The sequence below is a fragment of the Novosphingobium fluoreni genome, from assembly GCF_014196615.1.
GTDB classification, from domain to species: domain Bacteria; phylum Pseudomonadota; class Alphaproteobacteria; order Sphingomonadales; family Sphingomonadaceae; genus Novosphingobium; species Novosphingobium fluoreni.
This window is the reverse complement of record NZ_JACIDY010000013.1, coordinates 1-15,414: the sequence shown is the minus strand read 5'-3', so window position 1 is coordinate 15,414 and position 15,414 is coordinate 1. Positions and strand designations below refer to the sequence as shown.

Here is a 15,414-nt window from a genome sequence, read left to right as displayed (position 1 = left end):
TATTTGCAGAGGTTGGCGATGCCGCGCGATGACCGGATGGGCCGTGCCGCAAAACCTGATACCATTTGCGGCGACTCATCAGCAGGGGCCAGGCACGATGCCATCGACCTACGACGACGATACGACCGTGCGCATGACACAATGGGTCACGGACCACCGTGAGAGCTATCTTTCCTCCGGCGGCGCACGCGGCCACATCATGGATATGAGTTTTTTGGGTGGCTATCGCTATGAGCCGATGCTGCTGCTGCGCAACGTCGGGCGAAAATCAGGCAAGACGATGATCAATGGTCTGGGGTACACGCAGTTCGGCCCTGAAATCGCGATAGTCGCGTCCAAGGGCGGTGCGGACGATCATCCGCAGTGGTATCTTAATATCCAGGCAGGTGGCCCGGTCGCATTTCAAATCGCGACGCAAGCCTTTGCCGCCACTTGGCGAGAGCCGACCGGCGGTGAAAAGGAAGAAGCCTGGACGTGGGTGATAAAGGGCAACCCGCTGTTTGCCCAATATCGCCGGGTTTCAAAACGCGACATTCCCATCGTGCTGCTCAACCCGATGGAGGAAATTCCCGTTTTCAGGGAGTGACGCCAGCCCCCCCGGGCGCCTTCGTCTCGCAGGGCAGGTCGGTGTCCGGCTATTGACGAGTAACGCCCCTCAAGCCGGATTACCGCGCTCGATCAGATCATGCGCCGTCATCGGCCCCACCATGCTGACGCCACCGTCCACCGGCAGCAGCACCCCTGTCACGAAACGGGCGGCATCGCTGGCGAGGAACAGCACCGCTTGCGCGATGTCCCAGGCATCGCCCTCCACGCCCAGTGGCCCAATGTCCTTGCGGGCCCGACGCATGTCGGCATCCATCATGCCCGCGATATGCGGGGTCTGGATATGCCCGGGCGCGATCACGTTGGCACGCACGCCATCGCGCCCATGCATGACGGCGGTTTCGCGCGTGAAGGTGATCAGCGCGGCTTTCGAGGGGCCGTAAGCGATATTGCCATAAGCCTGCATCCCCGCGATCGAGGCGATGTTGACGATGGCCCCCTTCCCTGCTGCCGTGAAGTGCGGGAGAGCGGCGGCTGTCATGGCCACGGCACTTTGAAAGTTGATGGCGAACACGCGGCTCAGCGCAGCCACATCCAGATCGGTTAGCGAGGTGGCCGTTGCGCTCAAGCCAACATTGTTGACCAGGATGTCCAGCCGCCCCAGCGCCACCGTCGCTTCACCGACCATTGCCGCGCAACGCTCAGCATCGGCGACGTCGCCAGCGATGGCGACCGCCCTGCCCCCAGCCGCCTCGATCACGGCCCGGACCTCTCCTGCGCGGGATATATCGAGATCGACCACTGCTATCGCCGCCCCGGCACTTGCCAGGGTCAAGGCGATCGAGCGCCCGATGCCCCCTTCCGCGGAGCCGCCGCCAGTGACTATCGCCACGCGGCCGGTCAGGTTCGTTCCCGCCGCGCCGGGATGCGCGGCCGGGATCATTGGTGAGCTACCAACTTTGACGCCATCGGCATGCAATTCACACCCTCGACAAAGCGAACAATATCATCCGCATCGTGACTCGCACCGGTGACAACGGTTATGCTCAAATCCCTCTCCTCTATAACCGGCAGGTCCTGCATGCTGACCGTTCCGGACGTTGACCTTAGGCCTTGAGCGCCTGCCGTGGGCAGGATAAATCCGGGCAGACACCGGATAAAACAGTATGGCCAACAAACTCGCCCTTCTCGTGCTGCCAGGCGCTTCCCTTGCAGGGGTCGGCGTGTGGCAGGATGGCAGGATCTGTCTTCAAGAGCAGGTTCGCCAAACCTTCGCCGCCACCGACAAGCAGGGAATGGACTCAGAATTCTTCACGCTCTCCGTGGATGGAAGGCCAGTGCGCCTGGCTGACCGGACATTGTTCAGCGTCGATGGCGCTGTGACAGATGAGCGGGCTTACAGCTTCATATGGCTTCCCGCGTTTCTGGCAGAAAATGACCATCAGTTCACTGCAGGGATGAGCCAGGCCGCGACGCTTCATCCCTGGCTGCGAAAGCAGCACGCGCTTGGCGCCACGATCGCGGCCAGCGGCGCGGCAATGCTGCTATTGGCGGGATCGGGCCTTACGCAAGACATGGCGCTGCCCCTTTCGGTGCCCCTGCAGATCAAGGCGCGCAAGATCGATCCTCGTTTGCGATTGTCCCAGCCGACAGATCTGGCTGATCGCGGCGATATCATCCTGTCTCCAGGCGCGGCGCACGATGCGGCAGCCGTGATGCGAGGGTTGCAACGTGCATTGACTCACGGGATCGGGCGGTATCTTTCCGCTCTCTACGGATTGCCTGAAGACGAACAGCACGAAAGCGCGACGCCGCAAATGGAGCGCGCCAAATTGCTGCTCGAACAGACGTTTGCGTCCAACATGGCGATCCAGATGGTGGCCGAACGATTATCGATCAGTCCGTCTGCGTTCACGCGGCAATTTCGAAAAGCCTTTCATGTATCACCCAAGGCCTACGTTCAGGACCTGCGCCTGTTCTCCGCCAAGACGATGCTGGAGCGCACCAATCGCAAGATCGACGATATCGCCATTAATGTCGGCTATTCTGACTCACGGCTTTTTCGAATGATGTTCAAGAAAGCAACCGGCCAGTCGGCGCGCGAATGGCGCGCCAACGTTCAGACCGAAAAGGGGCTTTGATCCCTTATCAACGGCCTGAAGCCCTACGTCCGAGCTGATAACCGCCGCTGATCTGCGGCGTCCGCCGCCTCGATCAATCGACAGCGACAATCGCTACCATCACGTCTCGGACGCTTCGGACATCACCGTCTGTTCGGGCCTGACCAAGCGAGCGCGAATGGCCGCAGCCAAGGCATCGGCATCGTACGGCTTGGGCAGAACGACGCAGTCCGTGTCACCCGCCACCGCGCCGGGATCACCAGTTGCGAATACGATCAGCGTTTCTGGCCGTAGCGCGCGGGCCGTCACGGCCAGATCCTGGCCCGATGCGCCCGGGAGATTGAGGTCAGTCACCAGCACATCCACGGGCGCTGTCTGCAACGCCGCCAGCGCCTCTTCCGCGCTTGCGGCCTCTACCACGATAAAGCCGGATTCTTGCAGCATCTCACTGGTGTTAACGCGGATCAGCGCATCGTCCTCCACCAGCAAGGCCGTGCGGGACATGACTGAAACGGGCGGGGTGACCGGCGTTGCGGCAGGGATCTGTGCCACTGACGGTACTGCGCCCTGGCCCTGTTGGCGTTGAAGCTCGTTCGCCAACACATGGCGAAACTTTCGCGCCAGAGCGTCGCGCGTGTAGGGTTTGGACAGAAGCTCGACGCCCTTATCCAGCTTTCCGCCATGGACGATCGAATTCTCGGTATAGCCGCTGGTGAACAGCACGGCCAGGTTGGGCAGCCGTTCGCGAGCCTTGCGAGCGAGCTCCGGGCTTTTTAGCGGGCCTGGCATGACGACATCGGTGAAGAGGATGTCGATGGGGATGCCACTCTCGATCACCGCCAAGGCGCTTGTCGCCTCGGGTGCCTTGAGCACGCGATAACCCAACTCCGACAATGTTTCGACCACGGTGGCGCGCACGTCCTCGTCGTCCTCCACCACGAGCACCGTCTCCGTGCCGCCCTCGATCGGTCCAGAATATGTGGCCACTTCGATATCTTCCGCCTCGGTCGCGCGCGGCAGGTAGAGGCGAATGGTGGTGCCCTCCCCTTCTTCCGAATAGATCTTCACGTGCCCGCCCGATTGCTTGACGAAGCCGTAGACCATGGACAACCCTAGGCCCGACCCCTTCCCTTCGGCCTTGGTCGAAAAGAACGGCTCGAACACTTTGGCGATGATATCGGCCGACATGCCAGAGCCTGTATCGCTCACGGCCAGCATCACGTATTGCCCGGCCTTCACCTCATCGTGGGCGCGCGCATAATCGTCATCCAGATGCGCATTGGCGAGTTCGATCGTCAGCTTGCCCTGGCCATCCATGGCGTCACGCGCGTTGATCGCCAGGTTGAGCAGCGCGTTCTCGATCTGCACCGGATCGATGAACGTATTCCACAGTCCACCCGAAAAGATCGTTTCCACTTCGATCCCTTCGCCGATGGCGCGGCGCAGCATGTCGTCCATGCCTTGCACGAACCGGGTGACGTTGACGACCTTGGGCTCCAAGGCTTGACGGCGTCCGAACGCGAGAAGTTGGGCCGCCAGCTTCGCCCCCCGCGAGACACCGGCCATGGCGTTGCTGACCCGCGTTTCGGCTCGCGGATTACCTGCAATATCCTTGGAAAGGAGTTGGAGATTGCCGCCGATCACTTGCAGAAGATTGTTGAAATCGTGCGCCACGCCGCCGGTCAGTTTGCCCACGGTTTCCATCTTCTGGGACTGGGCCAGCTTCGCCTCAGCATGGCGGCGTTCCGCGATCTCGTCTATCACGCGGCTTTCCAAGGTTTCGTTCAATTGGCGCAATTGGTCCTCGGCCCGTTCGCGATGCCGGACTTGCCGAGCCAGGCTGGCGGCATGCTCACGCAGTGCCGCTTCAGCCATCCGTTGCTCGGTGATGTCGGTATGGACGCCCACCCATTCGGTAATCTCGCCCGCGTCATTCAGGATCGGCAGGCCGCGGATCGCGAAGGTGCGCCATTCACCATCGTGACGACGCACGCGGTGCTCATGGACGAACATGGTGCGCGTTGTGACGGCTTTGTTCCAGGCGATCACGGTAGCCGCCGCGTCATCGGGATGGACGGCAGAGGACCAGCCATAGCCTTCATATTCGGCGCGCCCCTGCCCTGTCAGCGCCGACCAGCCAGGCTGTTCCCCGACCATGCGGCCATCCGCGCTGTTCGTCCATAACACGCCGTGTACCGCGTCCATTGCGGTACGGAAGCGTGCGTTGCTGACGCGGACTTCCTCCTCGCGCGTCGAACGCTCAGCGATGTCGATCCCGAGGATATATACGCCCAGCACTTGGCCCGAGGCATCAACATGTGGCACGTATCGAAACTCCAGCGGTCGCGGTCCTAGATCACGATGTGGCACGATCGTTTCGCCGATAACTGTGCGTCCCATCAACGCGGCGTCCAGGTCGCTCTGCCGGGAGTGATAAAAGTCCTCGCCCATGATCTCACGGATGTGCCGCCCAATCATGGCCTCTGGTGCGATGCCGAACCACGTCTGATAGTTGGCGTTGGCGAAGCGGTAGACGTGATCACGGTCGGCATAAGCCACCAGCATCGGGACCGCGTCGGTAATCCGCCGAAGCTCCGCCTCGCTGGCGGCCAGACTGCGTTCCGCCGCGATCCGCGCGCTGTTGTCGATGATGGTACACAGCACTCCGGCAGGCTTACCATCACCGTTGTAGACAGGCGTATAATAGAGGCCCAGCATCATCGTTTCGGGCCCGGTCGGACGATGGAACGTGATCGGTTGGTCGGCATACGACAGCGTCGCACCCGCTAGCGTATTTTCCAGGACCGGCCTGTTGAACTCCCATACTTCCGGAAACGCCTCAGCCACCGGCGTGCCAAGAGCTGCGGGATGACGATCGCCCGCGATCTCGCGGTATGCGTCGTTGTAAAACATGACGTGGTCGTCACCCCACATGAGAACTTTGGCGACCGGCGAGTTGACGAGGTTTGAAATCGTGGTCCGCAACTCTGGTAACCATTGGTGTGGCGCGCCGAGCCTCGTTTTGCTCCAGTCGTGATTGCGGATCAGATCACCACACTCGCCGCCCGCGATTGGCCATTGGGCGACAACAGAAGCATCAGGTTGGCCACGCTCTCTTTTCAAAGCAGTAAGCCCTGCTCTTATCATATGATCGGCATCGGGATAATAGCCGGCGGCGACACTGGTCTCGACAAAAATCTCGAGATCAGAAGGGAGTGCGATCGTGGTGGGGGTTCGGCTAGCCATGATCCGAGTTGAAGCGGCCTTCCAAGCGAGTCAAGAAGCTGAGCGACGATCGATGATCTGGCGCGGGCGCCAATCGTTTTTCTTCTGTAATCGATCTATATCAGGCCGCTGCTCGCAGCGGGGGATTCATGATTCTAATGGATTCGGATTCAGCGTCGAAAAAACTATATATAGCAGTAGGATACGTCAGTTCACCTGACCGCGTGGGGGGTATGGCCTGTCCCGATGGGGGCCGAAGACTGACCACTTGGGGGCTCTTTCCTGTCCCATCGGGGCAATCCTGACCGGTTGGGGGTGTTACCGGAATGTCATCCGATTCGCCGATTTGCGCGGGTATTTTGACAGTCTCTCCCCAAAGCCAGGCGGTTTTGGGTAGGTCATGGGTAAGAAGCAGCGACTCGCGGCAAATCTCAGATTCGCGTGGAAAATGTCTGCCGATCAAACCTGACCAGTTGGGGGCACTGTTTGCGTTTAGCCTGCCCTGACTTGACGAAGAAGGACAGGTCAGGCACCACTAGGTCGCAGTGACGCGCGGATTTTATCCCTTGCGTGAGCAGCACGAGTCCCATGTCCGACACCATTAAGTCTTCGCTTGCTGGAAACGATTCATCGCCCGGGCGGGCGATGAAAGTCGCGGCTGCCCTCAAGGCGAAGGGCGGGGAGGAGTTCGCAAAGCCAGGTAGCATCGTCGAAGTTAAATTCATTAAAGGCCAGTCCCTCAGCCTGACCGCCTCGCGGCTATTGGCGCTGATGATTTTGACCGCGGGTGGCGACGCCTGGGAGGATAGGCCGCACAGAATGCGCAAGGCCGATATTCGGCGGGGCCATAAAGGTAATGAGCGTATTTCGGAGATGCTGGAAGAGCTCCACCGCACGCTTTTCGCGGTCGATGACAAATCGTGGCGCGGCAAAAAGGCGACCTTGCGGTTTTCGCTGATCTCATCTTCACGCGAAGAGGCAGAGGATGAGGAGGGTGCTGACGCCGGTTGGATCGAGTGGGAATTTACCCCCGAAGCGCGAAAGCTGATCCAGGAGTCCGAGACATACGCGGTCCTCAATCGGCAGGCGGTTCTTGGTTTTCGTTCTGCGTACGCTCTAAAGCTTTACGAGATCGGGGCACTTCGGCTCCACCGGCGCCAATCCGGTTGGCGCGGAGATATGACGGCGCTGCGCGCTTTGCTGGGCATATCGCCTGAGGTCTATAAAGACTTCGCCCAGTTGCGGCGCAAGGTGCTCGAAAAAGCCAAGGCTGAGATCGATCAGCTCGCCCACTTCCGAGTTGAGTGGCGCGAAATTCGGCAGGGGCGAACGGTTGCCGAGGTCGAATTCCGCTTCGAGCCTAAGGATGCCCCGGAGCAACTCGCAACGGTTGAAGAGCTCGACCGACATTCGGGGGGCCGCCGCCCCAGGCGAGAAGGGACGACAGAGGCCATTGTCGTGCCGGTGGAACCATTCGCACAACTTCAACGACGCGCCGAAACGACTATATCCGGCGAAGACCTTTTTCCCGCTGGAACGATTCGGTTCGGTGCCGAACGCTTGGCGGAGATTGCCCGGACTGTCGGCGGCGGGTGGGACATAGATGTGATCGCAAACGCATATCGCGGACACATGGGCGAGAGATTGACGCGGCTCAGTGGGGCAAAACTGATCGCGTCCTGGACCGGTTTTTGCGAAAGCTTTCTCGCCAGGAGAGGCCGTCCGTAAGCAAAATTGCACCGGTGCAATTTTGGTTCCGTGCCCCCAATGAGTCAGGTGGCTGTCGGTATCTGGACGAAATACACCCCCCTATCGCCATGTTTATTGATCAGATCACGGGACGATTTGCAAATTTGACGCAATAGTTGACGCTAAAGTGCAAACAGGGCTATGCCATCGCAGGTTTAGCAAGGAGGGCGTCGTGGCTTCATCTATCGATATTGATGGTGCGGCAGATACGCTGTCGGTGACGGCACTTGCGCAGAGGACCAGCTCTGTTCTGCAACGCCTGCGTGATTCTGCTCGTAGCGCGCGGGCGGATGAGAGGCGAGAGCCGACGTTTCCTATTGGAAAAGCCGCAGAGCTTGTTGGCCGCACCCCCGCAGCCATCCGCGAAGCCGAAAAAGATGGTCGCCTGCCGCAGCCTCCCCGGACCCAAAACAATCGACGTGTTGGATATACTCTCGCGCAGTTGAACGACATGCGTGGCTTATTCGGCACCCGTCCATGGCGGACAGGCACCGATCCGTGCAGTGTGATCGCCGTTCAGAATTTCAAAGGTGGCGTCGGCAAGTCGACTCTGTCCGTGCATTTGGCGCAGTATCTTGCGATTAGGGGATACAGGGTCGCGCTCATCGATTGTGACAGCCAGGCTTCAGCCACCACCCTGTTCGGTTACGTCCCCGACCTTGACCTTACGGAAGACGACACTCTCTATCCGTTCTTGCGTCATGATGACATCGAGTCGTTAGATTATGCCTTACGCAAGACCCACTTCGATGGGTTGGAATTGATACCTGCAAATTTGCGACTGTTTCAATCCGAGTACGAGATCGCAGCGCGCATGGCCCGTGGGCAGGCAAACCTCATAGATCGTATGGCGCAGGGGATCGCCAGCATTTCCGATAGATTTGATGTGGTCGTTCTCGATCCTCCCCCAGCTCTGGGAGCGATCTCCTTATCTGTGCTCCGGGCGGCGAACGCGCTAGTTGTGCCGGTACCTCCGACCGTGATGGATTTCTCGTCAACTGCAGCGTTTCTGGCGATGTTGGACGAAACGATTGAAACTCTTGCCGATCGCGGCATGGCGCCAACGCTCAAGTTTTTGCGGTTCGTCGCCTCGAAAGTCGATGAAAACAAGTCAATGCAAAAAGAGATGCTGAACTTGATGCGGACGATTTTTGGGCACGGGATCGTTCGCACGCCGCTGAAGGACTCGGCTGAGATTGATAACGCCACGGCGCGATTGATGACGGTTTACGAATTGGATGGACCGGTCACGAGTTCGGCCGTTCGCAATCGTTGCCTGGCTTATCTGGATGGCGTCAACAGTGAGATCGAGCTTGAGGTGCGCATGATGTGGCCAAGCCATGCCGCTCGTCTTCGCAAGGAGGGGCGGGCATGAGGCGGACCAAATTGCACCGGTGCAATTTCCATAGGAGAGCGGGGCATGAGTAAAAAGAACGCCAGCTTTGCTGCTGATCTGGTCGCAGGAATAGATCCCGACGTATCGGCGTCGCCGCCAGCTCCTCGTCGGCCTGGGATTGGTGCCAGCGTGCTTTCCGGGCGGGAGAGTCGCTTGGCGGAGCTGGCCACCGGTAGCGTGGTTTCCCGTACGTACGAACTTGTTGATCCCGCACGATGCCGCATGTGGGCGGGGCACAATCGCGAATACGCGCTTCTCAGTGAAGAACGCTGCTCCGACCTGATCGAAAGCATCAAAGCCCAAGGTAAGCAGGAAATGGCCGCGATAGTGCGCCGGGTGAAAGACGACCCCGCCTACGATTTTGAAGTGATTTGCGGTGCGAGGCGGCATTGGACGATCACGTGGCTTCGCTCGCACAACTATCCCGACTTTCGATTCTTGATCGACATCCGCAGCCTGACGGATGAGGAGGCTTTTCGTCTTGCGGACATCGAAAATCGGGCCCGCGACGATCTCACCGATCTGGAACGGGCCAGAGATTATCTTCGTGCCCTTGGGGCTTATTACGAGGGGCGCCAGAAAATTATGGCGGAACGGATAAACGTGACCGAGAGCTGGTTGAGCAGATATCTCGATCTCGCCCGATTACCACCGGAATTGATGGCGGCTTTTCCATCGCCACAGGATCTTCGTATCAAGCATGTGACGGCCATCAAGCCGCTGTTGAAGCCGGATGAACGCCGGCAACGCGTGTTTGCTGAGGCTGAGCGGCTCTCATCCAATTACGATGGCCGGGCAGCGAGTATGCCGGTGCCTGATATAATACGGGCGCTCAGCAAAGCTGCGGATCCATCCCCCAAGGGGTCAGGAACCCCCAAAAGGTCAGGCAAAGGTGAAAAGGTCACGTCTCCAAACGGAAAGCCATTGCTGTCGGTGGAAAATCTTGGCCGGCGGGGCATTCAAGTGACGCTCCTGATTAACGGCGGTGGAGAGCGGAAAGAAGCTGAGGCGGCAATAAATCAAGTTTTGGAAAAGTATTGGCCGTGAAGGATGAGCCTGTTTTTAAGTCTCGAGAGATAAATTGTTAATTTCCTTCAGATGTCGTCTCATAAATATGATGACTCTGCTGCCGACTTGCTTCGTTCCCCGCCCCTTTATAACATCAATATAATCACAGGGCGGGAGAGCGAACAAGATATTATCCAATACTGGCGCGGTTTGTTCGCAACGAACGCAATTTTTGTTGCCAAAAGGACCAGCTCGCAGCTCGTCACGCCACTCGCTTTATAAGCAGTCGCACTAGAGTGTGCAGCATACTCGATTTCGCTTCACAACTGCTGGTACATGCGTGATGAGCATGAATGCCTAGGAAATACGCGATTTGTTTGAGGTGCGTTGACACCAATCCTAGTTATCGTTTCGCGCGATGGTGCCAGGTCGCAGTCTCACGAAGGCGGCGCTTACGAGACCGCTTTGGCAAGCGTAGTTTTGAGATCGGCGGTCAAATCGGTTGGCATTATCCAAGTTCCGAACGTGATCCGGATCCAAACCGCCGGGGTATGCCGCAGCTTTTGCAAGTGCCTATGTTCGCTCAAAACCTTCCGATGGATGCACAAAAGGCTAACCAGATGAGCGCGCTGCCTTAGCCGTCGATAATCGTAGATGCTGCCATCTCGCACTATGACGTCTGGCCAGATTTTGCTGGCAATGACGGAGCATTGCAGGTGAGTGCCTCTCATTTAACGTTGCGCCAAGTTTCGCCGCCGCTGCCGTTCGTCGGATGACCGCATCGAGAGGCTGTGCCCCGCGTATCCGGTTAAGGCTTGAATAGTTGCGCCGAACTGGCTCCATCCGCCAACGTCCATCCGGGGCGCAGAAGCGAGTTCACCTTCTCTGAATTAACCTGAAGCCGGGTTTGCCGTCATCAGCGACTAGCCCTTCCGCCTATTCAGAAGCACCTGAAAATGCTGGGTCACCTGATCCGACACCGTTGCAGTAACGTTTCGTTGGCGTTGATCCAGCTCTCTCAGAACCGTTCGTAACTTGCAGGCGTCGTTCGCTTTTGCGCAACGTCGTATCAGAACCACATGGGACAAACTGGTGAGAGTGAAAATACTAGCTGTTGGAGCGACCCTGCTAGCGGGAATGCTAGCGCAGCCAGCGATGGCAGAGAGTGCGGACGACGCGTCCAAGGATATCGTCGTCTTTGGGCGAGGGGAGGCCAAGATCGGCACGGCACACGCCGCCAGCGAGGGCACTATAGCCGGCTCTGACCTCTTGGTGCGTCCGCTGCTTCGCGTGGCCGAATTGTTGGAAGCGGTGCCGGGACTTGTGGCGGCCCAGCACTCGGGCAGCGGCAAGGCCAACCAGTACTTCCTGCGTGGCTTCAACCTGGATCATGGGTCCGATTTCACGACATATATCGATGGTGTGCAGATGAACTTACGCACCCATGGGCACGGGCAGGGCTATCTGGACCTGAACGGCTTGATTCCCGAAATTGTCGGACGGGAGGATTTTCGCAAAGGACCGTACCGCGCAGATAGTGGGGACTTCGCGCTGGCGGGAGCCGCCTATATGACCACGATCGATGGCTTTGATCGACCATGGGTATCCCTTGAAAGCGGTTCCTATCGCGCTGCACGGCTTGCCGCTGGCGGCACGATCAAGAACTTCGCGGGCGGCAGCCTGACGCTGGTGGGCCAGGCCAAGCAGTACGACGGGCCCTGGCAGGAGCCTGAACATCTGCGCCACTATGCCGGCTTTGCCAAATACGCGCGAGCGTTGGGGAAGGGCGCCCTGGAAGCATCGCTGCACGCCTATAGCGCCACCTGGCGGCCGACCGAACAGATCCCGGAGCGAATTATCGGCAGCCCGGTCTGCCCGGACGTGTTCTGCTCGCCGGATCCCACCGCGCGCGGACGGACGACACGCTTAATCGGTAATATAGCGATCAAGCAGCCGTCCTGGAGCGCGAACCTCTACGGGCAGTATTACGCGTGGAACATGTTCTCGAACCCGACGTATGCCGACCCCGACGGGACGAGTGCGCAAATCCACCAGTTCGACAAGCGCTGGGTGGTGGGTCTTAATGCGCGCAAACAATGGAATATCGCCTCCGCCCTTCGGCTCACGATAGGCACGGAGAACCGATATGATCATATTGGCTCCGTAGGCGTAACTCGGACGGCGGATCGGGCCTTCCTGTACTCGCTGGGGCGTTACCACGTGGAGCAAGCATCGGCGGCGCTTTACGGTGAAGCGATGTGGACGCCGCTTCCAGGGCTTCGGCTGACGGGTGGCCTGCGCGGGGACTTTTATCATTACGCCGTTCGTGCGCGGGATCAGGCTGCCGCGGCGCTGGGCGAAGGCAAGGGACATGATGCGATCATCTCGCCCAAGGCGTCTATCGCGTATCAGCTAAGCCCGCATTTTGAGGTCTACGCCAATTGGGGGCGGGGTTTCCATTCCAACGACGTTCGCGGCGCGGTCAACATCGAAACGCAGGTGCCGGTGCTGGTTCGCGGGACCGGCAAGGAGCTGGGCGCGCGTTTGCAGTTTGGCCAATTGTCAGTGACGGGCACTTACTGGTGGCTGAACGTGGGCAGCGAATTGCGCTTCGTGGGCGATTCCAACGCGGTGGAGCCCACCGGCGCCAGTAAGCGTCACGGATACGAACTAGTGGCATTCTGGCGTCCGACGCCTTGGCTGGCGCTCGATGGAAACTACACGGCAAGCCATTCGCGGTACGATAACGGTGATCGCATTCCCAACGCCTTTGAGAATGCGGCTTCGGCCGGCGCCTCGATCGTTCTGGACCCATGGGAGGCGAGCATTCGCGTCCGCCATCTTGGTCCTTATCCGTTGCTAGAGGACAACTCGGTGCGCGATCGTGGCAGCACGGTCCTGAACGCGCGGGGGGCCTGGAAGGGACGGAAAATCACGATCTACGGTGAGGTGCTCAACATTCTGAACAGCCGCGACAAGGACATCGCCTACTACTACGGGTCTTATATTCCGGGCTTTGACCGCTTCGGCCCCGAAGACGGTCGCCTCAGCAGGGTGGTCGAACCGCGTACCGTAAAGATCGGGGCGCGATACACGTTTTGAGGCTGTCAGTTCGGCGCCCTTGCCGGTGACCAGGGTGGCAGCCGGACCATGACCGCCTCGAATAATCGGGACGTAAGGTGATCCGCTAACCACTTCTGGAGATAGGGAAGGGGCTGCGCATCGAACCAGTCGCGGTCCACCGCGGCAAATTGCCGGATGAACGGCATGATCGCCGCATCTGTCAGCCCTCGCGTCGGGCCACAAAGGTAGTTGGCGTGTACAAGCCTGGCGTCGAGGGTGCGCAAAAAGGTGAGCCCACATTCGCGATGTAGTAATGCATCGCAATCGTGCCGCTCGGGATATTTATAGCGATCCAGGTCATGCTTGAACGGGCCGTCGTTGGCGGCGATCAGCGCCGTGTCGTCCTGCGCCAGCCAGCCTTCGGGATCACTTATGGCCAGGGACCAATGCATGATGTCTATACTTTGATCGATCACCTCGCCGCTGGCCAGAACCAGCACCGGGACCGTGCCCTTTGGCGAGGCTGCCAGCATGGCCTGCGGTTTTGCGGAAAGCTTCACCTCCCGCAGTTCGTAGGCGATACCGCTGACCGCAAGGGCCAGTCTGGCGCGCATCGCGTAGGGACATCGCCGGAAGCTGTAGAGGACGGGTTCAGTGGCCATCTTGGTCAGGCCGCGGATTGACCATGCCCACATGAGCCCGTCCTTGTTCGGCGGCCAGAAGTTCCTGGCGGTGGCGTTCGCGGTAGGATGCGCGCTGCCCTTCGCTGCGTTCGTGGTGGCAGGCCGGGCAGCTTACGCCGGGCTCATATAGCGGTGACTCGATGTCGTCTGCGCGAACGGGGCGGCGGCAGGCATGGCACAGCGTGTACGTACCTTGGGCCAGACCGTGACCGATCGTGACGCGCTGATCGAACACGAAGCACTCGCCGCGCCACAGGCTCTGCTCCTCGGGCACGGTTTCCAGGTATTTCAGAATCCCACCCTTGAGGTGATAGACGTCCTCCACACCCTCTGCCTTCAGAAAGGCCGTGGACTTTTCGCACCGGATGCCGCCGGTGCAGAACATCGCGACTTTGGGCGGGGTGCCAGAGCCTAGCAGGCGTCCGCGTTCGTTGCGAAACCACTCCGGGAAGTCGCGAAAGCGCGCGGTTTTCGGATCTATCGCACCCTCGAACGTGCCTACGGCAACTTCGTAATCATTACGCGTGTCGATCACGATGGTATTCGGATCAGCGATCAGCGCATTCCAGTCCTGCGGCTCGACGTAGGTTCCGGCACTGGCGGCTGGGTCGATGTCAGGCTGGCCCATCGTGACGATCTCAGCTTTCAGGCGTACCTTCATCCGGTGGAACGGCATGGCCGACGCGCTCGACAATTTGACATCAACGTCGGCGCAATCGGGCAGGGCGCGGATGTGGTCCAGCACGCGCGAGATACCCTCAGGCGAGCCCGCGATCGTGCCGTTGATCCCCTCGCTGGCCAAAAGCAGCGTGCCGCGAATTCCCTCTTCCAGGCACAAGCGTTGCAACGGTGCGCGCAGATCGGCGCAGTGAGGCAAGCGCGCGAAACGATACAAGGCAGCGACTTGGACCGGGGCAGGGCAGTCAGGGCGGGATATGTCCATCGCGGCCTCATAGCGACAAGCTGCAGGAGCGTCAGCCTTCTCGTTCTTTTGCGGCCGATCGCGCACTCGGTGTCACCCAAGGGAAGGAGAGCATTCCGCCGATCACGTCGCGCGGTTGATGGCCTCAGGCCGGCACCCCCAGCAGAACTCTCTGTCGCGCGCGCTTCACGCCGTAGAGTTGGGCGTCGGCGAGCCGCAACAGCGCATCAAGCGATGCACCTTGGTCGAAATTGAGCACGGTGCCGATGCTGGTGGTGAGCGAGATGCTGAAGCTGTCGATCTGGAAGGGCTGCTGTATCACATCACGGACCCGCCATGCCAGGCCATGGGCCTCTTCCTCGTTGGTGATGCCAAGCTGGACGATGGCGAACTCATCCCCGCCAAGGCGTGCGACCATGTCGGTATGGCGCACAGTGTTGCGCAAGCGCCCCGCTACGGCCAGAAGCACTTGATCGCCTGCGGCATGGCCATAACGATCGTTGACCGGCTTGAACCCATCGAGATCGAGATAGTGGACCGCCATCTGCGTACCGGGCGCGGACTGGGCGATCCGCGCGGTGAAAAACTCGCGTAAGGCCAGGCGATTGTAAGCGTCCGGGGTGCGCTGAGATTGGACGGTCGGTTGTCTAAGTGGATATCGACTGGCATCTTGCTGCGATGTTCATGTCGATCGGCATTCCA

11 protein-coding genes are annotated in these 15,414 nt (G+C 59.6%); 6 read left to right on the top strand and 5 right to left on the bottom strand.

What is annotated here, in order from left to right; translation table 11 throughout:
* The first annotated feature begins 28 nt into the window (after nucleotides 1–28).
* Entirely contained in the window at nucleotides 29–586 is a 558-nt protein-coding gene (locus GGR39_RS16380; protein WP_246388928.1) for a nitroreductase/quinone reductase family protein, read from the top strand.
* A 69-nt stretch (nucleotides 587–655) separates the two neighbouring features.
* Here the strand turns inward: GGR39_RS16380 and GGR39_RS16375 are convergent, their stop codons facing one another.
* Nucleotides 656–1,489 carry an SDR family NAD(P)-dependent oxidoreductase gene (locus tag GGR39_RS16375; RefSeq protein ID WP_183618758.1) on the bottom strand — a complete coding sequence of 278 codons (834 nt, stop codon included), beginning with the start codon at nucleotides 1,487–1,489 and terminating at the stop codon, nucleotides 656–658.
* 223 nt (nucleotides 1,490–1,712) lie between these two features.
* Between GGR39_RS16375 and GGR39_RS16370 the strand changes: the two genes are divergently transcribed.
* On the top strand, nucleotides 1,713–2,687 hold the full coding sequence (locus GGR39_RS16370) for a helix-turn-helix domain-containing protein (RefSeq protein WP_221226193.1): 975 nt from the start codon (nucleotides 1,713–1,715) through the stop codon (nucleotides 2,685–2,687).
* Between the two features lie 99 nt (nucleotides 2,688–2,786).
* On the opposite strand, the gene GGR39_RS16365 is transcribed toward GGR39_RS16370, so the two are convergent.
* Nucleotides 2,787–5,579, bottom strand: a complete 2,793-nt coding sequence (locus GGR39_RS16365) for a PAS domain-containing protein (protein WP_246388926.1) — start codon at nucleotides 5,577–5,579, stop codon at nucleotides 2,787–2,789.
* 957 nt (nucleotides 5,580–6,536) lie between these two features.
* Between GGR39_RS16365 and GGR39_RS16360 the strand changes: the two genes are divergently transcribed.
* The 4 genes from GGR39_RS16360 (at nucleotide 6,537) to GGR39_RS16345 (ending at nucleotide 13,146) form a co-directional block, all read left to right on the top strand.
* Nucleotides 6,537–7,619 carry a replication initiation protein gene (locus tag GGR39_RS16360; RefSeq protein WP_183618787.1) on the top strand — a complete coding sequence of 361 codons (1,083 nt, stop codon included), beginning with the start codon at nucleotides 6,537–6,539 and terminating at the stop codon, nucleotides 7,617–7,619.
* A 193-nt stretch (nucleotides 7,620–7,812) separates the two neighbouring features.
* Nucleotides 7,813–9,015, top strand: coding sequence for an AAA family ATPase (locus tag GGR39_RS16355; RefSeq protein WP_183618748.1), 1,203 nt, complete (start codon nucleotides 7,813–7,815; stop codon nucleotides 9,013–9,015).
* Nucleotides 9,016–9,060: 45 nt separating this feature from the next.
* On the top strand, nucleotides 9,061–10,083 hold the full coding sequence (locus GGR39_RS16350; RefSeq protein ID WP_183618747.1) for a ParB/RepB/Spo0J family partition protein: 1,023 nt from the start codon (nucleotides 9,061–9,063) through the stop codon (nucleotides 10,081–10,083).
* Between the two features lie 1,116 nt (nucleotides 10,084–11,199).
* On the top strand, nucleotides 11,200–13,146 hold the full coding sequence (locus tag GGR39_RS16345; RefSeq protein ID WP_246388924.1) for a TonB-dependent receptor: 1,947 nt from the start codon (nucleotides 11,200–11,202) through the stop codon (nucleotides 13,144–13,146).
* 5 nt (nucleotides 13,147–13,151) lie between these two features.
* On the opposite strand, the gene GGR39_RS16340 is transcribed toward GGR39_RS16345, so the two are convergent.
* The 3 genes from GGR39_RS16340 to GGR39_RS16330 form a co-directional block, all read right to left on the bottom strand.
* A complete protein-coding gene (locus GGR39_RS16340; protein WP_183618743.1) occupies nucleotides 13,152–13,769 on the bottom strand; it encodes a glutathione S-transferase in 618 nt (205 codons plus the stop codon).
* On the bottom strand, nucleotides 13,759–14,733 hold the full coding sequence (trhO, locus tag GGR39_RS16335) for an oxygen-dependent tRNA uridine(34) hydroxylase TrhO (protein ID WP_183618741.1): 975 nt from the start codon (nucleotides 14,731–14,733) through the stop codon (nucleotides 13,759–13,761). Before trhO ends, GGR39_RS16340 begins: the two co-directional genes overlap by 11 nt.
* A 124-nt stretch (nucleotides 14,734–14,857) precedes the next feature.
* On the bottom strand, nucleotides 14,858–15,313 hold the full coding sequence (locus GGR39_RS16330; RefSeq protein WP_246388931.1) for a GGDEF domain-containing protein: 456 nt from the start codon (nucleotides 15,311–15,313) through the stop codon (nucleotides 14,858–14,860).
* Between the last annotated feature and the right edge of the window lie 101 nt (nucleotides 15,314–15,414).

Bases quoted from the DNA above. Each gene is read 5' to 3' on its own strand.
- GGR39_RS16370 (WP_221226193.1), top strand. From the start codon at position 1,713: ATGGCCAACAAACTCGCCCTTCTCGTGCTGCCAGGCGCTTCCCTTGCA.
- GGR39_RS16345 (WP_246388924.1), top strand. From the start codon at position 11,200: ATGGCAGAGAGTGCGGACGACGCGTCCAAGGATATCGTCGTCTTTGGG.
- GGR39_RS16380 (WP_246388928.1), top strand. From the start codon at position 29: ATGACCGGATGGGCCGTGCCGCAAAACCTGATACCATTTGCGGCGACT.
- GGR39_RS16350 (WP_183618747.1), top strand. From the start codon at position 9,061: ATGAGTAAAAAGAACGCCAGCTTTGCTGCTGATCTGGTCGCAGGAATA.
- trhO (WP_183618741.1), bottom strand. From the start codon at position 14,733: ATGGACATATCCCGCCCTGACTGCCCTGCCCCGGTCCAAGTCGCTGCC.
- GGR39_RS16360 (WP_183618787.1), top strand. From the start codon at position 6,537: ATGAAAGTCGCGGCTGCCCTCAAGGCGAAGGGCGGGGAGGAGTTCGCA.
- GGR39_RS16375 (WP_183618758.1), bottom strand. From the start codon at position 1,489: ATGATCCCGGCCGCGCATCCCGGCGCGGCGGGAACGAACCTGACCGGC.
- GGR39_RS16365 (WP_246388926.1), bottom strand. From the start codon at position 5,579: ATGTTTTACAACGACGCATACCGCGAGATCGCGGGCGATCGTCATCCC.
- GGR39_RS16340 (WP_183618743.1), bottom strand. From the start codon at position 13,769: ATGGCCACTGAACCCGTCCTCTACAGCTTCCGGCGATGTCCCTACGCG.